The organism is Ruegeria sp. YS9 (assembly GCF_024628725.1).
Taxonomy (GTDB): domain Bacteria; phylum Pseudomonadota; class Alphaproteobacteria; order Rhodobacterales; family Rhodobacteraceae; genus Ruegeria; species Ruegeria atlantica_C.
Genome location: NZ_CP102409.1, coordinates 1,383,955 through 1,407,591, shown reverse-complemented (window position 1 = coordinate 1,407,591; position 23,637 = coordinate 1,383,955). Strand labels below are relative to the sequence as shown.

Here is a 23,637-nt window from a genome sequence, read left to right as displayed (position 1 = left end):
TGTTTTCCCGTTCAATGATGATTCCGATGTTCCTCCCCGCATACAACAGGGCGTGAACCGATGGTAGGTTGTTAGCGCTCAAACAGGCGCAACCATATGCCATCTTTGGATCGAACCGTCAGATGCGCGACCGGAACAGGTGTTTTTCCCGGGATTGTTTCGAACCTGAAACGGCGCAAGAGCATCGACAGGATCAGCGGCCCTTCGACCATTGCAAACCCGGCCCCGGTGCACACTCGGGGACCCGCAGAGAACGGGATGTAAGCGTCGCGCTGGCAGCGCTTGCCGTTTTCCGTGCCCCAACGCATAGGATCAAAACCATCCGGATCGTCCCACAAACGCGCCTGACGGTGCAAATGCCACGGGCTGATCACGATTTGCGCGCCAACCGGCACATCCCGGTTACGGAACCGTTCGGGGCACGTGGCCTCGCGAACTATCATGGGCACCGGAGGATAAAGACGCAGCGCTTCGCGAAACACATCCCGGCTGATCCGGAGTTTTGAAATACAGCCAAATGAAGGATCATCCAGAACGGCGGCTTCATCTGCAACCTTCTGTTGCCATTCCGGGTAAAGGGCCATCAGGTACAGCGTCCAGGCCAAGGCTGACGCACTGGTTTCATGCCCGGCAAGAAAAAAGATCGCTACCTGATCAACCATCTCGTCGGGGTCGAAGAACTGTCCGGTTTCGGGATCAGCCGTCGTCATGATCTTGGTCGCAAGATCATCAGGTGCCGTTCCGTCCTTGATGGCCTTTGCGCGTGTTCTGGTCAGTTCGGCAATCAGCGCCCTGATATCCCGCGCGTTTTGTTTGGTCGCCCTGGAATGAAACCGGGGCAGCCACTTTGGCAATGGAACAAAAGCCGCGAGATTCAGCAAAGGTTGCGCGCGTTGATAGGCCCGGAACTTTTCAAACACTTGGCTGGCGATAGCGTTTTCGATGGGAACGGAAAACAGGGTGCGGAATATGACGTCCGCCGCGGCATGGCTTGTCTGTTCTTCGAATTCGAGTTCCCCGCCGACACAAGGTCGCAGCCGTTCCACACATGCCTCGGCAGCGGCCAGCATGGCCGGGAATGTATCCTTCAGACGCCCGCCTTCGAACGCCGGATCGATAATCCGCCGCTGTCGTTTCCAGACCTCGCCATTGGTCAGAAACACCGAATTGCCAAGCAACGGCCGCAGGCCTTCGCTGATCCTGCCGGATTTGGGGAAATCGTCAGGCCGTTTCCTGAGAACAGTTTGAATCAGGTCCGGTTGATTGATCAGGAACGATCGGAAGAACGGGGTTTTGAATTCTGCCATCCACGCGCGATACAACCGGGCTGGCTGCGCCGACAGCAGGTCATGTCTGAACAGTTTCACATAGCGAAGCAAAGAAACCTTATCAGGGCGCGGGTCTGGCTTGGGCGGGGTCATGGGCGTACCGAGGTGAACTTGGACACAGGCGTCTCGATGCGGCTGCGCGAAGCCTCACGATCCGCAAACCTTTGCTTCAGCGTCAAAGGGCCAGCCGTTATCCGGAAATAGTCATAGCTTCCCGGCTTGTCGAACGCGCAAAGGTACTGAAAGTGCAGGCGAAAAAACCGCCATCGCAAAACCTTCCAGCGTTCCGGAGACAAGGTTTGCGTGAAAGCCGCCGACAGGACCAGCGGCCAACGTTTGTCGGCGCCGGCCACGCCCGTGACCGCAACCGGATCGCAAAGCGCAAAGGCGCAGCCATCACCGGGGGCCGAGACATCGATCCAGGTGAGTTCGGACCGCGTGGACAGGAAATGCAGATCGGACCGCAAATCGTATGCCCGAGGCAGAAACGAAACCATCGGAACCACCTGCCCCAAGCTGAGGAAAGACAGTGCTGCCCGCCGCTCCTGCACGTTCGTTTTTCGGATCAGCCCGGCTAGAACAGACGCCCCAAGATGCGCGCCCGAGCTATGGCCAACGACCAGCACCTCATCCACATCGGACTTCAGCGCAGCTTCGATCGTCTCTCGGAACGAAGCCAACCTGTCCCTTAGCTCGACCGGCATTTGCCCGTTCAACTGCGCTGAATAGGCGTAATCATGCATCAGGTAATACGCAAACAGCCGGTTGTCGACCTTGCGAAACCATAACAACAGCGCAACGGCTGCGGCCGCTCCCGGGAACAGCCCCCACCAACCGGCCATGGCTATGCATGCCCATGCCACCGCAAGCGCGATCAGCAGCTGAGACACCAACATCGCCACTGGATACAACGCCGCGATCACCGGGCCCTTGCGCAATCGCATCAGACGCCACAACGTACCGGTTGATATGTAAATCCACGCCGTGCGGGCCAATTGCCAATAGGTCGCCGGGATCGAGACCGACATGCTGTCGCGCACGATGTCGGACCACACCAGAACCTCGAATTCCGTTTCAACGGTCAGGCCATCTTGTTCCGAGGTCACGCGCCAGCCAAAACGTCCGTCCGTTGTCTTTGGGGCGATTGCGATCTCGTACCCCGAGATCCGGGCCTGTTTCTGAGACTCGGTGCGATACAGCTCGCGATATCGCCGGGGCGGCATCGGATCATAGCCGGGAATATAGAACATCCGACGTCTGCGCACCTGCGGCTGATTTTTGTGACTGCTCATGCCCTTACCTTCTGATGCGCAGGTTAACGCAGGCTTGAGGTCAAGGTAAGTGCGTCAGTTGATCACCCGAAGTTTGCCAGCGCCGGAAAAGTCTCCAGCAACCACCAGCTGAAGCGGGTGAAAAGCCCGGTTATCAGCATGATGCCCACAAACAACAGCAGGCCGCCCATGACCTTCTCGATCGTGCCCATATACGGTTTGATCCGGTTCATCACGGTCATCGAGCGATTCAGGAACATGGCTGCCAACAAGAACGGAATACCCAAGCCCGCAGCGTAAACACCCAGCAGAAACGTACCACGCGCGACCGACGCTTCGTTCGCCGCCAATGACAGGATCGCCCCCAGTTGTGGCCCAATGCACGGGGTCCAGCCGAATGCAAAAGCAAGGCCAAGGATATAGGCACCAAAGACCGAACCACCGGAATCGCCGGTTTCAATCCGTGCTTCGCGATCCAGAAAAGGAATCCGGAAGACATTCAGAAAGTGAAGGCCAAAGACGATGACGACGGCACCGGACAGCTTGGCGAACAGCACCTGATTTTGCAGCACAAACGCACCAAAGGCCGATGCGGTAAAGCCAAGCAGCAGAAAGACGGTCGACAGGCCCATGACAAAGAACAGCGCCGACATGGTCGCCTTGCGCCGCGCGCGGGCCTCGTCCTGCATCTCATGTATGGTAACGCCGCTCATATAGGCCAGATAAGGCGGTACGATGGGCAATACGCAAGGCGACAGAAAGCTGATCAGGCCACCCAGTAGCGCGACGAACATGGCGGGCAGAAGTCCCGCGTCTATGATTTCGATTCCGAACATGTTTCTGCACATATGTGATGAAGAGCGATCCGTCACGGGGCCAAACGGTCACATCCTCGTGCACGGAATCTGGACAATATTACAACTTCACCCTATCCCGAAAATCATGTCAGAAATTTCAGATACCCTGGACGCCTTGGGCCTGTTGTGCCCCTTGCCCGTCCTGAAAGCCCGCAAACGACTGAAATCCATGCCGGAGGGTGCCGTTCTGCGGGTTCTGGCCGATGATCCTGCGGCCATCGTGGATGTTCCGCATTTTTGTGCCGAGGCTGGGCATAGACTGCTTTCGCAGGACACTGACGGCGCACATCAGATCTATCTGATCCAAAAATCCAGCTGACCTATGTTTCAGGTCAAAAAAAGGCGGGCCAATCAGCCCGCCTTTTTCGTTAGCTTCCCAGCGACCACCAACCGCGTCGTTTGGGCTTGGCCGGTACAGGCTCAGGCTCTTCCGCTACGCCTTCAAGCACTGGCTCGGGCGTTGCTTCTGCTGTCCCGTCTTCGGCAGGATCGTCGGTTTCCGTGATTTCAGAGGCTTCTACAGCTTCCGCGGACGGCTTTTCCGCCTCATCCGCTTCTTCAACCGCTGGCGCCGCATCCACACCGTTTGCAGGTTGCTCTGCCGGCAGCGGAGCATCAGCCTGTACTTCGGCTGGTTCGGCGGCCACCTCGACCTGCTCCGCCACGTCCTCGGCACTTTCGCCCTCGATGAACTCACCGGCTTCCTCGGCTGCCGGTTCTTCGGTCACGGCGTCCGCCGTCGTGACGGCTGGTTCTTCAGACTGTTCCGCAACTTCTTCGGCAACCGCGTCTTTCTTGCGACGACGCGGGGCGCGTTTGCGCTTGGGCTTGGCCGGTTTTTCTTCCTCCGAAGCCTCAGCTTCAGCCGGTTCAGCATTTTCAACGACAGGCGTATCGCTCTCTGCGTCTTCTTGTGCGGGCGCTTCACCCTCTTCAGCGATCTGCTCGGGCGCATCGCCATTGCCCGAGCCTTTCTTGCGGCGACGACGGCGGCGCTTGCGCTTGGGCTTTGCCTCTTCTTCGGTCTGAACGGTTTCCTCTTCGGCCTCTTCCGCGTCCGATGAATCGACAAGATCCATCAGTGACGCATCAACAGAAACAACGGGCGCCGTGGCCTCGGGAACGATCCGGCTGGCCGTCTTGAACTTCTCCATCGAGAAGTCCGGGCTGACCAAATGGATATCCCCTTCAATCCTCACCGAAAGCCCATACCGCGCTTCGATCTGCGCAATATGTTCTCGTTTCTGGTTCATCAGGAAGTTGGCGATGCTGACAGGGCAGCGCACCAAAACTTCGCGCGAACGGCGACGGGTACCTTCCTCTTCGATCTGACGCAGGATCGACAAGGCCATGTTGTCGTCCGAGCGGATCAGGCCGGTGCCGTGACAGGCCGGACACGGCTGTGTCGTTGCCTCGATCATGCCGGGGCGCAGACGCTGACGGCTCATTTCCATCAAGCCAAAGCCCGAAATACGCCCCACCTGGATTCGCGCACGGTCGGTTTTCAACCGCTCTTTCATGCGCTTTTCAACGGCCGCATTATTCTTGCGCTCATCCATATCGATGAAATCGATCACGATAAGACCGGCCAGATCGCGCAGACGCAACTGGCGTGCAACCTCTTCAGCGGCCTCAAGGTTGGTCTTGAGTGCGGTTTCCTCGATCGACCCTTCCTTGGTGGCACGGCCCGAGTTCACGTCGATCGCCACCAGCGCTTCCGTCACGCCGATCACGATATAACCACCGGATTTCAACTGTACGGTCGGGTTGAACATCCCCGCCAGATAGCTTTCCACCTGATAGCGCGCGAACAGTGGCAGCGCATCTTCATACCGTTTCACGTTCTTGGCGTGAGACGGCATGATCATCTTCATGAAATCCTTGGCGATGCGGTACCCGCCCTCGCCTTCGACCAAGACTTCGTCGATATCGCGGTTGTAAAGATCTCGGATCGACCGTTTGATCAGATCGCCTTCTTCATAAATCTTTGCCGGCGCGATGGATTCCAGTGTCAGCGCCCGGATCTGTTCCCACAAGCGCTGAAGGTATTCATAGTCGCGCTTTATCTCGGACTTGGTTCGCTTGGCCCCGGCGGTTCGAATGATCAAACCCGCCCCGGTCGGCACATCGATATCCGTTGCGATCTCTTTCAGTTTTTTCCGGTCCGCCGCATTGGTAATCTTGCGGCTGATGCCACCGCCACGTGCGGTATTGGGCATCAAAACACAATACCGTCCTGCCAACGAAAGATAGGTCGTCAGCGCAGCACCCTTGTTTCCGCGCTCTTCCTTGACAACCTGCACCAGCAGAACCTGACGCACTTTGATGACTTCCTGTATCTTGTAACGACGCGGACGCGGTTTGCGTGGCGGCCGAATGTCTTCGCTGTCATCCTCATCGGCAACCGATTCAATCGATGCGTCTTTTGATGCAGCGTCCGTGCTTTGGCTGTCGCTGCCGTCCTCATCCGCGTCCAGTTCATCATCCGCAGCTTCAACAAGTTCTTCTGTTTGCTCGGGCTCGGATTGGGCTTCTTCCCCTTCCGATTGAACCTCTTCACCGGCTTCCACTGCCTCTTCGGCCTGGTCCTCCGCGTCGTCGTCCGACGCCTCGACAGCCTGTTCAGCGGCTTCCTCGGCTACGTCGTCTAACGCAGCCTCATCCGATGCGGTTTCGGTTGCGTCATCAGTGGCCGGCACGTCATCGTCAACTGGCTCCTCTACCGGAGTTTCAGCGACGACTTCCATCGGCGACGTTCCTTCCGGAACCTCAACACCTGCTTCTTCACCCTCGTCCAGATCGATGGTTTCCATGCCGGTTGGTTCGGTCGAAACCTCCATCGTTTCAACCGGATCATCCGATTTCACGTCAGCAGCCTTCGAGCGAGACCGAGACCGCCGCTTCTTGGATTTGGCCTCTTCTGCCTCATCGCGCGCCTTCATTGCCTCGGCATAGGCGCGCTCTTCCTCCATCAGCGCCTCACGGTCGGCGACGGGGATCTGGTAATAGTCCGGATGGATTTCCGAGAATGCCAGGAAACCATGCCGGTTCCCGCCATAGTCCACAAAGGCCGCCTGAAGCGATGGCTCAACCCGAGTTACTTTTGCAAGATAGATGTTGCCGGCAAGCTGGCGTTTGTTTTCGGATTCAAAATCGAACTCCTCGACCTTGTTTCCGTCAACCACCACGACGCGGGTTTCCTCCGCGTGGGTGGCATCGATAAGCATTTTCTTAGCCATTTGTCCTTGGTGCACCGCGCCAAACGCGTTGTCCTGACCTGTCCAGGCGGACAGGCGCTTTTGGGGAGGTGTCTTGTCAGGGCGATATCAGACGGCGCGCGGCAGGGTCTGGCGCTGTGGCCCCCTGCCCGTTCTCTCAATCGTTGCGCGCGCGTCATCGCGGTTCTTCTCCGACAGGTGCGTCTGAATGCTGCCTGCCCATTTATTCCTTTCGCCCGGGGATCCCGGGCTCAGGTACTCCACTGCCCCTTCAGGGGCATAATCGGTCTGCTGAACCGCGAGGTCTTGACCCTCACCAACGGATCAGCAGCGAAACTCAAAGATTCGGGACTTGCAGGCGTCAAATTCGCCCGGCCCGTTCCGCCACAATAAAAGCAACCCTGTGGAAAAGACAATGGGCAAACTGCATTCCGCCCCCAAACCAACGGTGCAGCCCCCTTCATCTGGCCCAAAATATCCCGGAGGAGGCGCCACAGGCGACGGGGGCAGAGCCCCCAAATCGCATCGCTTACAGATAGTCCGACCGCTGAAGGCCGTATTTGGCCATCTTCTCGTTCAGCGTCCGGCGAGGAAGGCAAAGCTCGTCCATGACGGACGCAATCGAGCCTTTGTGCCTGCGCATCGTGTTGTCGATCAGCATTCGCTCGAACGCTTCGACATATTCCTTCAACGGCTTGCCCTCGGTCGTCATCACAGGCTGCATCTCTTCGTGATCGGACATCAACAGAGACGCGATGGTGCCCGAGCCACGGCGCGACTGAAGCACCGCCCGTTCGGCAATGTTGATCAACTGACGCACATTGCCGGGCCAAGGGGCCTGCAACAGTTGCGCAGCCTCCTGCGCGCTCACCTGGGGTGCATCGCAACCGTATTCCTCGGCAAACTGCTCGCTCAGCCGCGTAAACAGGGTCAGGATATCTTCGCCCCGCTGCCGCAGTGGCGGCATGGTGATGCGCAGCGCGGCCAGACGATAGAACAGGTCCGGGCGCAGCACGTCTTCCGATGTCTTGCCCGCCTCCTGCAAGTTCGAGATGGCAACGATCCGGGTCTCGGCAGGTGTGCCCTGCTCGTTCATCACGCTCAGCAGCTTGGCCTGCAACGTATCGCTCAACGCTTCCACATCTTCCAGAACCAGCGTTCCACCCCGCGCCTCTTCGATGGCAGGCAGTTGCGCATCCTCGGGCATCATGGGGCCAAAGAGACGCTTGGCCAGTGCATCTTCTTCAAGCGCGGCGCAGGACACCAGGACAAATTTCTTGCCTGCACGGCTGCCAACGGCATGAAGCGCGTGAGCCACAAGCGTTTTCCCGGTACCGGTTTCACCGTCGATCAACACATGGCCGTCGGCCTGGCCGAGATCCAGAATATCCTCGCGCAGCCGCTCCATGACCGGGCTGGCACCGATCAGCTTGTTCATGATCTGCGTGCCACCGGACAGCTCGCGCCGCAGCGCACGGTTGTCCAGTGTCAGTCGGCGCGCATTGCTGGCGCGTTTGGCCAGCTCGGACATACGGTCTGGATTGAACGGTTTTTCAAGGAAATCAAACGCGCCAACCCGCATCGCCTCGACCGCCATCGGAACATCGCCGTGACCGGTGATCATGATCACCGGCAGGGTGCTGTCGGCACCCATCAGCTTTTTCAGAAGCTGAATGCCATCCATACCCGGCATCTTGATGTCCGAGATCACGATCCCCGGATAATCCGGCCCCAGAACCTTGAGCGCGTCTTCCGCGCTGGCAAAGGTTTCCGTGTCATATCCGGACAAAGCAAGCCATTGGCTGATCGATTGGCGCATGTCTTGTTCGTCATCCACAATGGCAATTTTCATGGCCTGTGCCATAGTCATTCCTCGTTATTCCGCGGCCTCGAGGCCGTCGCTTCCCAGTGCTGGCAACTGCATTTCAAACACCGCACCGCCGTATTGGCCGTTGCGCGCAGTCAGCCGTCCCCCATGGTCGTTCACGATCCCCGACGAGATGGCAAGCCCCAGCCCAACTCCATCTCCGGGTTGTTTGGTGGTATAGAACGGTTCGAACAGGTTCTCGATATCTTCGATCCCATGCCCGTTGTCGCGCACGGTCAGCACAGCCGTGTCACCCGCCGCCAGGATGATTTCCACATCCGGCTCTGCCACTGATTTGGTGGCGTCCAGCGCATTGCGCAAGAGGTTGACCATCACCTGCTCGATCCGCATCCGGTCCCCCATCACCACCACCGGTTCTTCCGGCAGGATCTGGGTGATCTTCACATGGCGCTGGCGCAGCTGCGGTTCCATCATCGACAAGGCCGAGGCCAGCGCTTCGCCAAGATTTACAGGTGAAAACGCATCCGCCCCCTTGCGGGCGTAAGATTTGAGCTGCCGCGTAATCGCCCCCATCCGTTCAATCAGGCCATCGATGCGCCCAAAACTTGCCAACGCTTCTTCCGGCCGGTTTCGACGCAACAGCAGACGGGCACCGGCCAGATAGGTTTTCATTGCAGCCAGCGGTTGATTCAGCTCGTGACTGACGGCCGCTGACATCTCACCCAGAGCAGCAAGTTTCGAGCTTTGGGCAAGGGTCTGTTCGGCCAAATCCAACGTCTTTTCAACCCGTTCGCGCTCAGCGATTTCCCGCTGTAGCCTGGCGTTCAATGCGCGAAGCTCTGCCGACTCGCGCTGAAACAGGGTCATGCGCAACGTCGCGCGTCGGCTCAGCGCGTAGAACGCCAGCGCCAGAAGAATCGCAAAGCCCATGATCTCGAGCGCCAGAACGCTGTTCACTTTCTCGCGGATCGAGGCATAGGTCGTGAATGATGTCATTTGCCAGCCGCGGAACGGGATGCGGGTTTCCAGACGCATTACCGCCTCGCCTTGAAGGTAGGCGTCAGGCGGCAAAGCGGTCCAGTCGGTCGTTGCGCGAATGGCCCGCTGGATCGCCCCTTGCGGCGGTTGACGCAGCAGGGCCGCCCCCTCATCCAGACCCCGCCAGCGCGGTTCGGTGGACAGAATGATGGTTCCGGTGCTGTCAGTGACCATCACCGCATCCGAAATACCGGCCCATGCCTGTTCAAACTTTTGCAGATCAACTTCGACAACGATCACGCCAAGTATTTCCGCGCTGTTTTCAAGCCGGCGGGAATAGACAAAGCTGTATCCGCCGGATTCCTTGGGAATAACGGAAAAGATCGTCGCATTTGACCGGATCGCGTCCACAAAATAAGGAATATTCCGGTGCGCCTCACCCAGCCTGTTCCGGTCCGTCGCCGCAACCGTTCGCCCGTCTCCATCCAACAGCATCAACGACGCCGCACCGATTTCCTCTACGAACGAAATCAAACGCTGCGTCGACAGCGAATAGTCCCTGGATTGCAGTGCCGAAATCAGGGTCGGGTCCCGCGCCAGCAACTGGGGCACGATCGAGTTGCGGCGCAGTTCGCTCAGCAAATTGCCGGAATACAGCGCAAGGCGCAGCTCGGCCCGGTTGCGGGTGGATTCGGTGAACCTGTCAGTCAACAAGCGGTTGGTGGTCCAAACCGTTGCGATTGTTGCCACCATCAAAACAAGAACAGCCAGCCGCAGCCGCCACCCCAACGGGGCGCCGCGAAACGGTTTCAGCAGCTTTGACCAGCCTGATCGCACGTCCGAGTTCATGATCAGACGTTACGCGCGGGCGCGCGTGACCTCAAGTCACGCCGCTTCAAACACACCTGACAATGCGCGGAACAGCGCCGCCCCGTCGGTGCCGCCATGCCCTTGATCGGCCGCGCGCTCGGGATGCGGCATCATACCCAGAACACGACGGTTTTCGGAAAGGATCCCCGCGATATCACCGACCGAGCCATTGGGGTTCTCGGTATAGGTGAATGCGATCCTGTCCTGATCTCTCAGCGCCGCCAGCATCGCGTCATCCGCGAAATAGTTGCCGTCGTGATGAGCGATCGGAATACCGATCACGTCGCCTGCGTTATAGCCACCGGTAAAGACGCTGTCGCTGGTTTCAACTTTCAGGCCCACAGTCTTGCAGATGTATTTGAGCCCTGCATTGCGCAACAGCGCCCCCGGCAGGATCCCCGTTTCCGTCAGAACCTGAAATCCGTTGCAAATCCCCAAGGCGTAACCGCCGCGTTCGGTGTGATTGATCACGGCCTTGCAGATCGGAGATTTCGCGGCAATTGCACCGCAGCGCAAATAGTCGCCATAGGAAAAACCACCTGGGACGCCCACGATATCAATGCCTTCCGGCAGCGCGGCATCCTTGTGCCAGACCATGTCGACCTGAAAACCGGCCTGCTCGAAAGCGACCGCAAGGTCTCGGTCACAGTTTGATCCGGGGAAAACGATTACGGCTGCGCGCATGGCGGGCCCTCCTACGAGACAAAATCGGTGACGACCGCAACGCCCGGAGGGGTTGGATGGTCAAAGGCGGCAAGCTCGGCGCTCACCTGGTTCAGAGATATTTTTCGCGTGACCAACGGGCTCAGGTCAATTCCGCCGCCCGCGATCAGCGACAGCAAAGACGGATAGCGCCAACTTGGCATGCCGCGCGTTCCGAAGACGGAAAGCTGACCGGAATAAAGAACATCCATCGGTAACGCCATCTGCGTGTGATCCCCGGCTGGCATCCCGATCTGCACCATGCGCCCCATTTTACGCAGGGAACGCATTGCGGAAACGGTCGTCACTTCAACGCCAAGCGCCTCGATCGCGACATGGGCACCGCCACCGGTGAGATCCTTCACCGCCTGCGGCGCATCGCAGGTTGCCGCATTGACCACCGCGTCAGCGCCCAGAGCCTTGGCATAATTCAGTTTATCATCCGTGATGTCGACAACCACGACACGTGCGCCAAGCGCCTTGCCCAGCAGCAAAGTGGAAATCCCGACACCACCGCCGCCGAAGACGGCAATCCATTCACCGCCCTGCACCTGTGCCCGTCCGACCAATGCCTGCCAGGCTGTCGTCACGCGGCATCCCAACGCGGCCGCAATGTCCGGCGCTATGCTGTCCGGCAAGGGCGTCAGGTTCGCATCGGCATGGGCCACCGCGACATATTCCGCAAAAGCGCCGTCACAGGTGAACCCCGGTACAACCTGATCGGGGCAGATCGTCTGATGACCCTGCGCACAATCCGGACACCGGCCGCAAGCCAGAATGAAAGGTGCGATCACCCGATCCCGGACACGCCACCGGGTGACGCGCGCGCCGACGGAAACCACCTCTCCGCAATACTCATGCCCGGGGGTGATGGGCAAGACGACGTCCGGATCCGAACCAGACCACGCGTGCCAGTCTGACCGGCACACGCCGCAGGCCAGCACCCGCACGACCACGCCGTCCTCCGCAGGTGCGGGGTCCGGGATCGTCATTACCTCGAGCGGTTGTTGGGAGGTGATCAGACGCGCGGCCCGCATTCCATCAGACCAGTTCGATCTCGTAGCGTTCGATAACCGTGTTGGCCAACAGCTTTTCGCACATCTCGGTCACATCTGCTTCGGTCGCGCCGTCGGCCAGTTCAAGGTCGATCACCTTGCCCTGGCGGACACCTTCGACCTGATCAAAGCCCATTGCACCCAATGCGTGCCGAACTGCTTCGCCCTGCGGGTCCAGCACCCCGTTCTTGAGCATCACATGAACCCGTGCTTTCATTTTGGCAACTCCACCTGCGGCCCGCAATCCGAGGCCCATTTCGTTGCGCGGGGGATAGCGCGCCAAATGGCTTTCGACAACCCTGTTTGCAAAGCAGTTTGCCGCAGCAATCCAGCTATCCGCCTTCTTTGGCCAATCCCGGATAATGCGCGTCAATCGCATGGAACGTGCCGGTCAGAACCATCTCGACCGCGACGGCGACCAGAAGGATTGCCATGATCCGGGTCAGGACATTGATCATTGTCTCACCCAACAGGCGCGAGATCTGATCTGCGAACAACAATCCCAGCCCCACGATCGCGCAGGCAATCAGGATCGCCGAACCCAGCGTCACGATTTCGGCGCCGTTCGACAGTTGGTGCGAAAAAACGATCGTGATGGCAATCGTGCCCGGCCCGATGGTCAAAGGTATCGCCAGCGGTACGACGGCGAAATTCAGTTTCCGCTCGTGCCCGTCTTCCATCGCGGCCTGATCGCCCGGTGGCCGGTCTTCGGCCTTCAACATCGACATCCCGATACCGAAAATGATGATCCCCCCGGCAATCCGGAAAGCCGGCACATCAATGCCGAACACCCCAAGCACTTCTTCCCCGATCACGACAGCGGTCAGAGCAATGACGGTAACCGAGATCATGACAACAACCGCAACGTGGCGGCGTTCAGCCGCCGAGCAGTTCTTCGTCATGCTCAGAAAAATCGGGATGTTGTAAAGCGGATTGAAGATTGCAAGCACGGCGGCCAGAAACTTCAGAAATACTGTCTGATCAAACAGTTCCGCCATTTGACACCCATCCTGAACCTTTTGCGCCTGCCCGTGGCAAACATGCTTGGGAAACGGGAAGCTGTCAAATTCAACCGCGAACGAAAAGGCGCCGCAAACACGGTTGCGGCGCTTTGGCGAGGTTCCGACCCAACCCTGCTCAGTTGATCAATGTCGGTTTGGTGACATTGTTGCTGGGCAGGACACCCAGTCGGCGTGCAACTTCGGAATAGGCGTCGGTCAAACTGCCCAAATCGCGGCGGAAGACGTCCTTGTCCAGTTTCTGGCCGGTTTCGATATCCCACAGGCGGCAGCTGTCAGGGCTGATTTCGTCAGCAACGATCAGTCGCTGATAGTCGCCTTCAAACACGCGGCCGATCTCGATCTTGAAGTCGACCAGACGAATGCCCACCGCCAGCATCACACCGCTCATGAAATCGTTCACCCGCAGGGCGAGGCTGAGGATATCGTCCATGTCCTGCTGGCTGGCCCAGCCAAAGGCGGCGATGTGTTCTTCGGTGACAAGCGGATCACCCAGCGAATCGTCCTTGTAGCAGTACTCGACGATCGGACGCGGCAGTTGCGTGCCTTCTGCAATGCCCAGGCGCTTGGACATCGATCCGGCGGCATAGTTGCGCACGATCACTTCCAGCGGAACGATTTCGCAGTTGCGAACCAGCTGTTCACGCATGTTCAGGCGGCGAATGAAGTGGTTCGGAATGCCGATCTGGGTCAGGCCGGTCATGAAGAATTCGGACAGGCGATTGTTGAGCACACCCTTGCCGTCGATCACGTCCTTCTTTTCCGCGTTGAAGGCGGTGGCGTCATCCTTGAAATACTGGACGATCGTGCCCGGTTCGGGGCCTTCGTACAGAATCTTGGCCTTGCCTTCATAGATTTTCTTGCGACGCGCCATAAGCGACCTTTCCACTCTGCACAGAGGGAATGAGTCCCCTCACGTTGGCGTCCTCATAGTCCAAGCACCCATTTCCCGCAAGTTCATGTAGCCGAGAGGCTTTGACGCAGCGCAAATCCCTTGCGCAAGAGACGTCGTATAGTCATATCATCAGGAAAGAAGACATAACCCAAGAGGTCCTTACCCTATGACCACGTTCGACGAACGCGAAAACGCCTTTGAAGCCAAATTTGCCCATGATGAAGAGATGCAGTTCAAGGCACAAGCCCGCTGCAACAAGCTTTTGGGTCTGTGGGCTGCTGAAAAACTGGGTAAATCCGGTGCCGACGCCGAAGAATATGCAAAGACGGTCGTGATTTCCGACTTCGAGGAAGCCGGGCACGAAGATGTCGTTCGCAAGGTTTCGGGCGATCTGGGCAACCTGTCCTCGGACGATGAAATTCGCGCAAAAATGGCCGAGCTACTGCCGGAAGCCAAGGCACAGGTCCTGAGCGAGACCAACTGAGCCTTCGGCGTCTGACTCATGATCTTCATGAGTTTTATGAATTTGATTTGACGCCTTGGTCATGAGACACGGGGCGTCTCTTTTTTAACGGCGTTTTGCGCCTTTTCCTGGAACAACCCTATGACAAACGCGCTGAGCAAGCTTCTGGAATCCAATGACGCCATTCTGGCCGATGGTGCCACGGGGACGAATCTGTTCAACATGGGCCTGCAATCTGGTGACGCTCCCGAACTCTGGAACGTGGATGCCCCGGACAAGATCCGGGCTCTGTATCGGGGGTCGGTTGATGCAGGCAGCGACCTGTTCCTGACCAACACATTCGGCGGCACGGCGGCACGGTTGAAATTGCATGACGCCCACAACCGCGTGGGCGAACTGAACCGCATCGGCGCAGAGCTGGGACGCGAAATCGCCGACAAGGCCGGACGACCAGTCGTCGTTGCAGGATCGGTCGGCCCAACCGGGGAAATCATGGAACCGGTCGGCAGCCTGTCGCACGCGGAAGCCGTGGAAATGTTCCACGAACAGGCGGAAGCGCTGAAAGACGGTGGCGTGGATGTTCTGTGGGTGGAAACCATCAGCGCCCCCGAAGAGTTTCGCGCCGCCGCCGAAGCCTTTGCCCTGACCGACATGCCCTGGTGCGGCACAATGAGCTTTGACACGGCCGGACGCACGATGATGGGTGTCACCTCGGCCGATCTGGCCCAGCTGGTCGAAACTCTGCCGAATCCTCCCATCGCCTTTGGTGCAAATTGCGGCACCGGCGCGTCCGACATTCTGCGCACCGTGCTGGGTTTTGCCGCGCAAGGCACTGAACGCCCGCTGATCTCGAAGGGCAACGCAGGCATTCCGAAATACGTGGATGGTCACATCCATTATGACGGAACACCCGAACTGATGGGGCAGTATGCCGCCATGGCGCGGGATGCCGGCGCGACGATTATTGGCGGGTGCTGCGGAACCATGCCCGACCACCTGCGCAAGATGCGTGAGGCGCTGGACACCACGCCGCGTGGTGAACGCCCGACGCTCGATCAGATCACTGATGCGCTGGGTCCGTTCACATCCGCCTCGGACGGGACGGATGACGATGCGGCGCCGGAACGCCGCACACGCCGCCGCCGCCGCGCATGATGCCAGCCTGATCAGCGCCCTTCGAATTTCGGAGGGCGTTTTTCCATGAAGGCCACGACACCTTCGGCAAAATCCCTGGAACGGCCACATTCGCCTTGCAGGTGCGCCTCGGTCGCAAGCTGCTGTTGCAGGGTGTTTTCATACGTTCCGCGAATGGCCCGCTTGATCGCGCCATAGGCGGCCGTGGGTCCTTTTGCCAGATACTCTGCCCTCTTGCGCCAATGATCGGCGAAAGCGTCATCCGGCACGGCTTCCCAGATCATGCCCCATTCATCCGCCTGCTTTGCAGTGATCTTGTCGGCAAACAAGGCCGCGCCCATCGCTTTGGCCAACCCCATCTGACGGGGCATGAACCATGTTCCCCCGGCATCGGGAAGCAGACCGATACGGGCAAATGCCTGAAGAAAATAGGCGCTTTCCGTGGCAATCACCACATCGGCACAAAGGGCAAGGTTCGCGCCTGCCCCGGCCGCCGGTCCGTTCACCGCGGCAATCGTGGGTACCGGGCAATTGTGGATCGCTTCCAACATCGGTTCGTATTCATCGCGCAGCGACCGTTCCAGATCGATCTTGCCGGTTGAAGACGCATCACCCAGATCCTGCCCCGAACAAAACGCGGGACCAGCACCGGTGATGACGACACAGCGCGCCTTGACCGCTGCATCTTTCATGGCGTGCGTAATCTCTGCACGCATCTGAGTGGTCAGGGCGTTCATCTTGTCCGGCCTGTTCAGCGTCAAAACTGCCAGACCGTCTGCAATCTCCAGAGCAACCGTTTCGTAATTCATGAAAACCCTCCCGTCGCGCCATGTGTTTTTGCACACTTACTGGCCCGGACGGGACGGGAAAAGCAGAACCACGCGTCAGTCTTCAAGAATTTGACGCAGACGTTCTTTTTCGTCCCCACTCAACGCGACAGAGTCCACCGAAGCACGGGCCTTGGCCCGGGTGCGGAGAAAGTTCAGCCCAACCGCGGCAGCGATCAACAGCATGATTGGCCCGGCCAGCCACAAAAACAGGTTCGAGCCGCTGGCAGTCGGTTTCAGAAGTACGTATTCGCCATACCGGTCAACGATAAATGCGATCGCCTGTTCATCCGTATCCCCAGCCACCAACCGTTCCCGCAACAACACGCGCAGATCACGCGCCAGATCCGCGTTGCTTTCGTCGATGCTCTCATTGCGGCACACGAGGCAGCGCAGCCCGGCGCTGAGATCCCGCGCCCGCTGTTCCAGAACCGGATCATCCAGAACCTCGTCAGGCTGCACCGCAATGACAGGGGTTGCGAGCATCATCAGAATCAGAACAAGGCGTTTCATTCCGCAGGTACTCCGCCGACCGGGGTTTTTCTTGCGCCTGCGGCCACGCGGAAGCGCCTGTCACACAGGCTCAGGACACCGCCAAGCGCCATTAGGATACAGCCGCCCCAGATCCAGTTTGCCAGCGGCTTGATATAAGTTCGCATCACCCAGCCACCATCTGCCTGTCGATCGCCGATCACGACGTAAAGGTCCCCGAGGAAACGATAATCGATCGCCGCTTCGGTCGTGGGCATCCGCGCAACGGGGTAATCCCGCTTTTCGGGATGCAATGTCCCGATCGGGCGGCCATTCTTTTCAATCAGAACATCCGCCGTGGTCGAGAAATAGTTCGGCCCTTCAACCTGACGGACGTCTTGCAATGTCAGCGTGAACTGTCCGACTTCGAAAGGTTGGTTGAGTTGGGCGACGCGAATATCCTCGTCCTCCCACGCAGTCAGACCTGCGATGGCAAAGATGGTAACTCCCAGCCCGGTATGAGCGACGGCTTTACCCCAATCCGCCCCCGGCAGACGGAGCAAGCGTTTCAGGCTGCCGTTGCGCCCCGTACGGCTCCACAGATCAACGATGGCGCCAAACGTAATCCACGCCCCAAGGAACAGACCCACCGGCCCCAAAGCGCTGCGGCCGGTCTGCATCGCCCAAACCAGCAAAGCAATCGCCAAGGCCAGACCAAAGGCATAGCGCAGCGACCAGGCCGTTTTTCCAATCCGTCCCCGTTTCCACGGCAACATGGCCCCAATGGGAAGGATCAATCCCAACAAAACCATGAAAGGAGAGAATGCTGCGTTGAAAAACGGCGCCCCGACCGAGAGTTTGCGATCAAACATCATCTCGGCCACCATCGGCCACATGGTGCCGACAAAGACCACGAAACAGCTGACCGCCAGCAGGACGTTGTTTACGATCAGCGCGCTTTCGCGGCTGACCATGCCGAAGACACCCTTGGCCTCCATCGCCTGCGCCCGCGCGGCAAACAAAGTCAGCGCCCCACCGATGAAAACCACCAGAATGAACAGGATGAACACCCCGCGTTCCGGGTCATTGGCAAAGGCGTGAACCGAGGTCAGCAACCCCGAACGAACGATGAATGTCCCGATCAGCGAAAACCCGAAGGCAATGATTGCCAGCAGGATGGTCCAGCTTTTCAGCGCCTCGCGCTTCTCGACAACGATTGCCGAATGCAGCAGTGCTGCCGCCAGAAGCCACGGCATGAACGAAGCGTTCTCAACCGGGTCCCAGAACCAGAAACCGCCCCAGCCCAGCTCATAATACGCCCACCAGGACCCCAGCGCGATACCGATGGTCAAAAACACCCAGGCAGCCAGCGTCCATGGGCGAACCCAGCGGCCCCATGCCGCATCGATACGCCCTTCGATCAGCGCGGCGATGGCAAAACTGAACGCCATGCTCAGCCCCACATAGCCGAGATACAGAAATGGCGGGTGGAAGGCCAAACCGGGATCCTGCAACAGCGGGTTCAGATCCCGCCCGTCAAACGGCGCAATTGCCAGCCGGTCAAACGGGTTCGAAGTCAGCAGAATGAATGCGAAAAACGCGACCGCGATGGATGATTGTACCGCCAGCACACGCGCCTTCAGGCTTGGGGGCAACCCGCCCCCGAAGAAAGCTGCCATCGCTCCGAACAGAGTGACAATCAGCACCCATAGCAGCATCGACCCCTCGTGGTTCCCCCACGTCCCGCTGATCTTGTAAAGCATCGGCTTTGCTGAATGACTGTTTTCGACCACGATCCGCAGCGAAAAATCCGACATTATGAAAGCCCAGATCAGCGCACCGAAGGAAAAAGCAGTCAGCAGGAACTGGACGATGGCAGCAGGCTCGGCAAAAGCCATCCAGCCGGTCCAGTTTTTTGACGCACCGATCAGAGGCACCACGCTTTGCACGATGGCGACGAAAAAGGCAAGGATAAGGGCGAAGTGGCCAAGCTCTGTAATCATGCCCCGGAATATACTCCGAGGCCGAACCGGGGGCCATTAACTTTCGCATGATCCGGGGGCACATAGTGTCGCGGGTCAAAGCCCCCGAAGCTTGCGCCAATCGGTCAACGCTGGATTCGCGTCAGGAATCGAGGCGTTCTGTATCAGGTTGGCATCGGGGCCGGGGTCGGCGACGCCCGGGCTGTCGCTGCGCATGGCCCGCACCGTTTCTATGTTCTCCATTACCGTCGGCAGGCGTTGCATGGCTGCGCCTATATCCCGCTGAAAATCCTGCATTTTGCTCTGATGGCGCGCGCCAAAATAGAAAGACACAATCACGCCCAGCAACCACCAAAGAGGTTCCGGCACCAGTGCAATGCCCTGCATGCGTTCGGCGAACCACAGCGGATCCACCATTGCGGCAACAAACAATCCCAGCGTTCCAAGCGCCAATGCCGGGCGCGGCAACCGGTTCACACCATCCATGACGCGGTCGAACAGGCCTTTTTGAGGAACCACGAACTCTCCGCCGAACTGCATCATTGCCTGGCTTTGCAACGCTGTTGCTCTCTCAGCACGGGACTCGGCGTTTTCCCGGTATATTTCAACCGTCTCACGCACAGCGTTGCGACCGCCCCCGAACAGCAGAGCCAATACCCCCGAGATCAACCCCATGCCGCAACCCTTTCCTTGAATTCAATTTCCGTCAGACGATAGCGTGGCGACAGAAACTCTTCGGCCCGTTTGATCCAGCCTCCTTTGCCACCAGATCGGGTGCGCGCGTATTTTCTGGATGCCGGGCGTTTGTCGGCGAGCCGAAAATAATAGTTCCGCCGCGCTACGCCGTACGCATCGCGCAACGCGTTGGGATCTGGTCGGGCCGCGTCTTCGCACGCCTGCGCCGTTTGCGTGCCGATCACGCCATCTGCCACGACGTCAAACCCCATTTCACGCAAAAGCCGTTGCAGGATTGTTACTGCTTGCGCACCGGCATTGACGTACATGTCAAAGACAGGGGCGTGCAGAATATCCGGCAACAGCGCGATGCGTGGCTTTTCAAAGTAGTGCTGAACAAAAATATCGACCGCCTCGCGCTGAGTAAGCGCCCGGACATCCGCCATGTCAACCAGCCCATCCCCGGTTAGATCCAGTCCAAGCCTGCGCATCGTGTGGATCGTGACACCATATTTGGTTGCCCCGCCCGGATCGTCCGGGTCATTCACGAATCCGCCTTCCCGACGCACAATTTCCTTGGCAATCTGCCGAACCGTTTGCATAGCGCCCTCATTTCGTTGAATGGCACTGACGATCCCGAAAAAGAATTAACAAGCCTGAACGGCCGAGGGCGCTGCCCGCATCCCGCGCGCAACGCCCTCAACATGGATATTGGTCAGGTCAGCTTTCTTCAGCCTCTTTGTAGACGCCCTGCTCTTTCAACGCGTCCACGACTTCCTTCGGCATGTAGGTTTCATCATGTTTGGCAAGAATTTCAGTGGCTTCAAACACACCGTTCACGTAACGCCCGGTGCCGACCATGCCCTGATTTTCCGAAAACAGATCAGGCAGGACCCCGGTGAAAGAAACCTTGACGCTTTCGCCGCCGTCGGTGACGACAAAATGTACGGTTTCGCCCTGCCCACGGATGATCGAACCTTCTTCGACCAGGCCGCCAATCCGAAAGACCTCGGTCGGCTTGGGCGGTTCGGCAATCACCTGGCTTGGCGAGCGGAAAAAGTTGATCCCGTCGCGCATGGCATAGCCAATCAACGCCGTCGATGCCACCAAGGCAACGATAGCTACCAGAATGACCTGTACTCGGCGACGTTTCTTGAGCGTTTTCATACCGTCCTCATGGGAATAACGGCGCCATCATCAGGCCCCGGGTTTCAATCTCACCTAACATCAGGTTGGCGTTCTGCAAGGCTTGGCCGCTGCTACCTTTTGTCAGGTTATCCAGCGCCGCGATCACGATCGCACGCCGTTCGATCCGATCTGCCACAACACCGATATGACAGAAGTTGGACCCGCGCACATGGTGGGTCGACGGTGTCTCGCCCATCGGCAGCATCTGAATGAAAGGCTCATCCGCATAAGCTTTTGCAAGCGTTTCATAGATGCTCAGCGGGTCACCTTTTACGTAGGTCGTGGCCAGAATGCCCCGGTTTGCAGGGATCAGGTGCGGGGTGAACTGCACATGAACCGTACGCCCGGCCAGTTTGGAAAACTCCTGATCGAACTCACCCAGATGCCTGTGGGTCCCGCCGACGGCATAGGCGTTGGTGCCCTCACTAAGTTCGGCATGCAGCAGGTTTTCCTTCAGCGACCGCCCTGCCCCGGAAACAGCGCATTTCAGATCCAGCACGATATCGTCCAGATCAATCACCCCGGCAGAAACAAGCGGCCGCAGAACGTATTGACCGGTTGCCGCGTTGCACCCTGTGCCCGCCACCAGCCGTGCGTCCCGGATTTCGTCGCGGTAGAACTCGGTCAGGCCATAAACGGCCTCTTCCTGCTGCGCGAGCGCGGTATGCGGGTTTCCGTACCACTTTTCATATTCGTCCGGGTCAGTCAGCCGGAAGTCAGCAGACAGGTCGATGATCTTCAGATCCTTGGGCAGCGCACTGATCACTTCCTGGCTGGTCTTGTGCGGTAGGGCACAAAAACACAGATCGATCCGGGAAAAATCGATCTCGGAAATCTTGCACAGATCCGGCAGGTCCATGTGGCGCAGATGGGGGAAAACCTGCGCCATGGTCATCCCCGCCTTGCGTTCGGCGGCCAGCGCGACGATTTCCATGTTCGGGTGCTCGGCGATCAGCCGCACCAGTTCCGCACCGGTGTAGCCCGAGGCGCCCAGAATTGCGATTTTATGGGTCATGTCAGACCTCTTCTCAACGTGTGTCACATGTTACGACCGCCGATGCGACGGTCTTGGAATAATGAAAGCAGAACGGCCGCGTCCTTGACCTAAGTCAGGCGGCCTCGAATGTGATTTGTCGTCGGAGGAACTGGGTCGCCCGATCGCTCACCACATTGGGTTTCCCCGTCGTCAGGAAGCCTCCCGGGCCGGTACCCAGCATGTTGGGGTGGCGATGCAGGTAATCCGCAAGGCTTTCAGCAACCAGCTCTCCCTGGCTGTAGACCTGCACGTCAGGTCCCAATGCCGCCTGAAATGCTTCGGCCATGAGCGGGTAATGCGTACAGCCCAGAATGGCCGCCTGCGGTTCGGGCATCTTGCGCTTGAGGGCTTCCACATGGCTGCGCACCAACGCCTCGGCAAGGATCATGTCACCGTCTTCGATGGCATCCACGACGCCACCACATGCCTGCGCCTCGACATCCACGCCAATTGCCCGGAACGCCAGCTCGCGCTGAAAGGCACGGCTGGACACAGTGGCGGGCGTGGCGAACAAGGCGACATGCTTGACCGCCACTTCGCGTGGTGGGGAGTTGTCGCCCCATTGCCGTTCGGTCAGGGCTTCGATCAATGGGACAAAGACACCAAGAACCCTTTTGCCGTCGGGCACGCCTTCTTCCTGCATCCGACGCAGCGCCGCCGCACTGGCGGTGTTGCAAGCCAGAATCACCAGATTGCAGCCGCGATCCCAAAGGTCCTGCACGGCCTTTCGGGTCAGCTGATAGATGTCTTCGGCATCGCGCACACCGTACGGGGCATGCGCGCTGTCCGCGTAATACAGGAAATCAACGTCAGGCAGACGTGTCTGCGCGGCGCTCAGGACGGTCAGACCGCCCAATCCGGAATCAAAGATACCTACTGCCATTAGCCCCTTCAGGCGCGATGCCGTTCCTCAAATTCATAGCCATAGTCATAAGACTTCAGCGGTGTCGGAGACAGCTCATACGTCGCTTTGCGCAGGAAATCCATCATCTTGCGCGTATCCTTGCCCAGCGGATCCAGAATGTCGCGCCCGATAGGCGTGCCAATCACCACTTTGACCGGGGTATCGACACGCTTTTTGAACTCCTTGATCAGCAAGCCCATGCGCAGGGTGTTGTGCATATGGCTTGCTATCTGAAACAAACGTGACGTGTGCCCGTCGAAGAACACCGGAACGACGGTGGCATTGGATTTCGCCACCATGCGGGCCGTGAAACCGCGCCACCCCGGATCCATGGGATGCGCGAACGGATTGACGCCGGTGCTGACCGTACCCCCAGGGAAAATCCCGATCGCGCCGCCATCGCCGAGGTAATTCAATGCGGTTTTCCGCGTATCCAGATTCAGTTTCACCGCTTCTTTGGTTTCATCAAACGAAACAGGCAAAACGATACGGTTCAGGTCTTCGGCCTTGCGGAAAACGCGATTTGCGAGAATCCGGAAATCACCACGGGTCTGCGACAATATATGCCCCATCATCAGCCCATCCAGAATTCCATACGGATGGTTTGCAATCAGGATAAGCGGACCCTCTTTGGGGATATTCTCCAGTGCGCCACCAACGACATCCAAGGTCAATCCATAGCGATCGACCATGACCGACCAGAAATCCCGACCCTTTGCAACTTCTTGTTCGTAGCCGTCCGCCCGTTTGATCAGACGCAACCGTCCCGTGGTGTTCTCCATCAGCCTGATGACCAGCCGCCCCCCCTTGGTTTCGGCGGAATGCGCATACGAGATGTCACGAACGACATGACGGCGAGAAGACATGTAGGGCTCCGTTTTGCTGCGCGCAAAATAAATGCAAGCAACAGGTTTGACCAGCTATCGTGACACCCTT

At 58.6% G+C, this 23,637-nt stretch carries 23 protein-coding genes; 3 read left to right on the top strand and 20 right to left on the bottom strand.

The window, feature by feature from the left end:
* Positions 1-71: 71 nt before the first annotated feature.
* From NOR97_RS07115 to NOR97_RS07105, 3 genes are all read right to left on the bottom strand, one after another.
* Positions 72-1,421, bottom strand: coding sequence for a cytochrome P450 (locus tag NOR97_RS07115; protein ID WP_257600684.1), 1,350 nt, complete (start codon positions 1,419-1,421; stop codon positions 72-74).
* Entirely contained in the window at positions 1,418-2,620 is a 1,203-nt protein-coding gene (locus NOR97_RS07110) for a hypothetical protein (RefSeq protein WP_257600682.1), read from the bottom strand. The genes NOR97_RS07115 and NOR97_RS07110 overlap by 4 nt, the downstream gene beginning before the upstream one ends.
* Before the next feature lie 62 nt (positions 2,621-2,682).
* Entirely contained in the window at positions 2,683-3,435 is a 753-nt protein-coding gene (locus tag NOR97_RS07105; protein ID WP_210092321.1) for a cytochrome c biogenesis CcdA family protein, read from the bottom strand.
* A 106-nt stretch (positions 3,436-3,541) separates the two neighbouring features.
* Here NOR97_RS07105 and NOR97_RS07100 point away from each other — a divergent pair, with 106 nt between their 5' ends.
* On the top strand, positions 3,542-3,775 hold the full coding sequence (locus NOR97_RS07100; protein ID WP_257600681.1) for a sulfurtransferase TusA family protein: 234 nt from the start codon (positions 3,542-3,544) through the stop codon (positions 3,773-3,775).
* Between the two features lie 49 nt (positions 3,776-3,824).
* Here NOR97_RS07100 and NOR97_RS07095 read toward each other — a convergent pair whose 3' ends face one another.
* From NOR97_RS07095 to purC, 8 genes are all read right to left on the bottom strand, one after another.
* Complete coding sequence (locus NOR97_RS07095) at positions 3,825-6,695, bottom strand: ribonuclease E/G (RefSeq protein ID WP_257600680.1); 2,871 nt, start codon at positions 6,693-6,695, stop codon at positions 3,825-3,827.
* 508 nt (positions 6,696-7,203) lie between these two features.
* Positions 7,204-8,538 carry a sigma-54 dependent transcriptional regulator gene (locus NOR97_RS07090; RefSeq protein WP_050603452.1) on the bottom strand — a complete coding sequence of 445 codons (1,335 nt, stop codon included), beginning with the start codon at positions 8,536-8,538 and terminating at the stop codon, positions 7,204-7,206.
* Positions 8,539-8,550: 12 nt separating this feature from the next.
* Entirely contained in the window at positions 8,551-10,233 is a 1,683-nt protein-coding gene (locus NOR97_RS07085; RefSeq protein WP_371809329.1) for an ATP-binding protein, read from the bottom strand.
* 132 nt (positions 10,234-10,365) lie between these two features.
* Positions 10,366-11,034, bottom strand: a complete 669-nt coding sequence (gene purQ / locus NOR97_RS07080) for a phosphoribosylformylglycinamidine synthase subunit PurQ (protein WP_257600679.1) — start codon at positions 11,032-11,034, stop codon at positions 10,366-10,368.
* 11 nt (positions 11,035-11,045) lie between these two features.
* Positions 11,046-12,089 carry a zinc-dependent alcohol dehydrogenase family protein gene (locus tag NOR97_RS07075; protein ID WP_257600678.1) on the bottom strand — a complete coding sequence of 348 codons (1,044 nt, stop codon included), beginning with the start codon at positions 12,087-12,089 and terminating at the stop codon, positions 11,046-11,048.
* A gap of 4 nt (positions 12,090-12,093) precedes the next feature.
* Positions 12,094-12,324 carry a phosphoribosylformylglycinamidine synthase subunit PurS gene (gene purS / locus NOR97_RS07070; protein WP_117872765.1) on the bottom strand — a complete coding sequence of 77 codons (231 nt, stop codon included), beginning with the start codon at positions 12,322-12,324 and terminating at the stop codon, positions 12,094-12,096.
* Between the two features lie 115 nt (positions 12,325-12,439).
* Positions 12,440-13,105: a MarC family protein gene (locus NOR97_RS07065; RefSeq protein ID WP_170344416.1), complete on the bottom strand. Its 666-nt coding sequence runs from the start codon at positions 13,103-13,105 to the stop codon at positions 12,440-12,442.
* 139 nt (positions 13,106-13,244) lie between these two features.
* Positions 13,245-14,000 (bottom strand): phosphoribosylaminoimidazolesuccinocarboxamide synthase, encoded by a 756-nt coding sequence (gene purC, locus NOR97_RS07060; RefSeq protein ID WP_117869044.1) that lies wholly within the window; start codon positions 13,998-14,000, stop codon positions 13,245-13,247.
* A 187-nt stretch (positions 14,001-14,187) separates the two neighbouring features.
* Between purC and NOR97_RS07055 the strand changes: the two genes are divergently transcribed.
* Both NOR97_RS07055 and bmt read left to right on the top strand, forming a co-directional pair.
* Positions 14,188-14,505 carry a DUF1476 domain-containing protein gene (locus NOR97_RS07055; RefSeq protein ID WP_257600675.1) on the top strand — a complete coding sequence of 106 codons (318 nt, stop codon included), beginning with the start codon at positions 14,188-14,190 and terminating at the stop codon, positions 14,503-14,505.
* 120 nt (positions 14,506-14,625) lie between these two features.
* Positions 14,626-15,639: a betaine--homocysteine S-methyltransferase gene (bmt, locus tag NOR97_RS07050; RefSeq protein WP_257600673.1), complete on the top strand. Its 1,014-nt coding sequence runs from the start codon at positions 14,626-14,628 to the stop codon at positions 15,637-15,639.
* Between the two features lie 11 nt (positions 15,640-15,650).
* Here bmt and NOR97_RS07045 read toward each other — a convergent pair whose 3' ends face one another.
* From NOR97_RS07045 to NOR97_RS07005, 9 genes are all read right to left on the bottom strand, one after another.
* Positions 15,651-16,427 carry an enoyl-CoA hydratase-related protein gene (locus NOR97_RS07045; RefSeq protein ID WP_170344421.1) on the bottom strand — a complete coding sequence of 259 codons (777 nt, stop codon included), beginning with the start codon at positions 16,425-16,427 and terminating at the stop codon, positions 15,651-15,653.
* 75 nt (positions 16,428-16,502) lie between these two features.
* Entirely contained in the window at positions 16,503-16,958 is a 456-nt protein-coding gene (locus NOR97_RS07040) for a cytochrome c-type biogenesis protein (protein WP_257600672.1), read from the bottom strand.
* Positions 16,955-18,919 carry a heme lyase CcmF/NrfE family subunit gene (locus tag NOR97_RS07035; protein WP_170344425.1) on the bottom strand — a complete coding sequence of 655 codons (1,965 nt, stop codon included), beginning with the start codon at positions 18,917-18,919 and terminating at the stop codon, positions 16,955-16,957. Before NOR97_RS07035 ends, NOR97_RS07040 begins: the two co-directional genes overlap by 4 nt.
* 75 nt (positions 18,920-18,994) lie before the next feature.
* Positions 18,995-19,573, bottom strand: coding sequence for a holin family protein (locus NOR97_RS07030; protein ID WP_170344427.1), 579 nt, complete (start codon positions 19,571-19,573; stop codon positions 18,995-18,997).
* A complete protein-coding gene (locus NOR97_RS07025) occupies positions 19,564-20,175 on the bottom strand; it encodes a holin-associated N-acetylmuramidase (protein ID WP_257600671.1) in 612 nt (203 codons plus the stop codon). Before NOR97_RS07025 ends, NOR97_RS07030 begins: the two co-directional genes overlap by 10 nt.
* Positions 20,176-20,293: 118 nt before the next feature.
* Positions 20,294-20,740: a cytochrome c maturation protein CcmE gene (gene ccmE / locus NOR97_RS07020; protein WP_170344431.1), complete on the bottom strand. Its 447-nt coding sequence runs from the start codon at positions 20,738-20,740 to the stop codon at positions 20,294-20,296.
* Positions 20,741-20,747: 7 nt separating this feature from the next.
* Positions 20,748-21,776, bottom strand: coding sequence for an N-acetyl-gamma-glutamyl-phosphate reductase (argC, locus tag NOR97_RS07015; RefSeq protein WP_257600670.1), 1,029 nt, complete (start codon positions 21,774-21,776; stop codon positions 20,748-20,750).
* Between the two features lie 94 nt (positions 21,777-21,870).
* On the bottom strand, positions 21,871-22,680 hold the full coding sequence (locus NOR97_RS07010; RefSeq protein ID WP_170344434.1) for a glutamate racemase: 810 nt from the start codon (positions 22,678-22,680) through the stop codon (positions 21,871-21,873).
* Between the two features lie 8 nt (positions 22,681-22,688).
* Entirely contained in the window at positions 22,689-23,567 is an 879-nt protein-coding gene (locus NOR97_RS07005; protein ID WP_170344436.1) for a lysophospholipid acyltransferase family protein, read from the bottom strand.
* Between the last annotated feature and the right edge of the window lie 70 nt (positions 23,568-23,637).

What these genes read in the sequence shown, in the direction of transcription:
- NOR97_RS07115 (WP_257600684.1), bottom strand. Translation starts at nt 1,421, where the DNA reads ATGACCCCGCCCAAGCCAGACCCGCGCCCTGATAAGGTTTCTTTGCTT.
- NOR97_RS07110 (WP_257600682.1), bottom strand. Translation starts at nt 2,620, where the DNA reads ATGAGCAGTCACAAAAATCAGCCGCAGGTGCGCAGACGTCGGATGTTC.
- NOR97_RS07105 (WP_210092321.1), bottom strand. Translation starts at nt 3,435, where the DNA reads ATGTTCGGAATCGAAATCATAGACGCGGGACTTCTGCCCGCCATGTTC.
- NOR97_RS07100 (WP_257600681.1), top strand. Translation starts at nt 3,542, where the DNA reads ATGTCAGAAATTTCAGATACCCTGGACGCCTTGGGCCTGTTGTGCCCC.
- NOR97_RS07095 (WP_257600680.1), bottom strand. Translation starts at nt 6,695, where the DNA reads ATGGCTAAGAAAATGCTTATCGATGCCACCCACGCGGAGGAAACCCGC.
- NOR97_RS07090 (WP_050603452.1), bottom strand. Translation starts at nt 8,538, where the DNA reads ATGGCACAGGCCATGAAAATTGCCATTGTGGATGACGAACAAGACATG.
- NOR97_RS07085 (WP_371809329.1), bottom strand. Translation starts at nt 10,233, where the DNA reads ATGGTGGCAACAATCGCAACGGTTTGGACCACCAACCGCTTGTTGACT.
- purQ (WP_257600679.1), bottom strand. Translation starts at nt 11,034, where the DNA reads ATGCGCGCAGCCGTAATCGTTTTCCCCGGATCAAACTGTGACCGAGAC.
- NOR97_RS07075 (WP_257600678.1), bottom strand. Translation starts at nt 12,089, where the DNA reads ATGCGGGCCGCGCGTCTGATCACCTCCCAACAACCGCTCGAGGTAATG.
- purS (WP_117872765.1), bottom strand. Translation starts at nt 12,324, where the DNA reads ATGAAAGCACGGGTTCATGTGATGCTCAAGAACGGGGTGCTGGACCCG.
- NOR97_RS07065 (WP_170344416.1), bottom strand. Translation starts at nt 13,105, where the DNA reads ATGGCGGAACTGTTTGATCAGACAGTATTTCTGAAGTTTCTGGCCGCC.
- purC (WP_117869044.1), bottom strand. Translation starts at nt 14,000, where the DNA reads ATGGCGCGTCGCAAGAAAATCTATGAAGGCAAGGCCAAGATTCTGTAC.
- NOR97_RS07055 (WP_257600675.1), top strand. Translation starts at nt 14,188, where the DNA reads ATGACCACGTTCGACGAACGCGAAAACGCCTTTGAAGCCAAATTTGCC.
- bmt (WP_257600673.1), top strand. Translation starts at nt 14,626, where the DNA reads ATGACAAACGCGCTGAGCAAGCTTCTGGAATCCAATGACGCCATTCTG.
- NOR97_RS07045 (WP_170344421.1), bottom strand. Translation starts at nt 16,427, where the DNA reads ATGAATTACGAAACGGTTGCTCTGGAGATTGCAGACGGTCTGGCAGTT.
- NOR97_RS07040 (WP_257600672.1), bottom strand. Translation starts at nt 16,958, where the DNA reads ATGAAACGCCTTGTTCTGATTCTGATGATGCTCGCAACCCCTGTCATT.
- NOR97_RS07035 (WP_170344425.1), bottom strand. Translation starts at nt 18,919, where the DNA reads ATGATTACAGAGCTTGGCCACTTCGCCCTTATCCTTGCCTTTTTCGTC.
- NOR97_RS07030 (WP_170344427.1), bottom strand. Translation starts at nt 19,573, where the DNA reads ATGGGGTTGATCTCGGGGGTATTGGCTCTGCTGTTCGGGGGCGGTCGC.
- NOR97_RS07025 (WP_257600671.1), bottom strand. Translation starts at nt 20,175, where the DNA reads ATGCAAACGGTTCGGCAGATTGCCAAGGAAATTGTGCGTCGGGAAGGC.
- ccmE (WP_170344431.1), bottom strand. Translation starts at nt 20,740, where the DNA reads ATGAAAACGCTCAAGAAACGTCGCCGAGTACAGGTCATTCTGGTAGCT.
- argC (WP_257600670.1), bottom strand. Translation starts at nt 21,776, where the DNA reads ATGACCCATAAAATCGCAATTCTGGGCGCCTCGGGCTACACCGGTGCG.
- NOR97_RS07010 (WP_170344434.1), bottom strand. Translation starts at nt 22,680, where the DNA reads ATGGCAGTAGGTATCTTTGATTCCGGATTGGGCGGTCTGACCGTCCTG.
- NOR97_RS07005 (WP_170344436.1), bottom strand. Translation starts at nt 23,567, where the DNA reads ATGTCTTCTCGCCGTCATGTCGTTCGTGACATCTCGTATGCGCATTCC.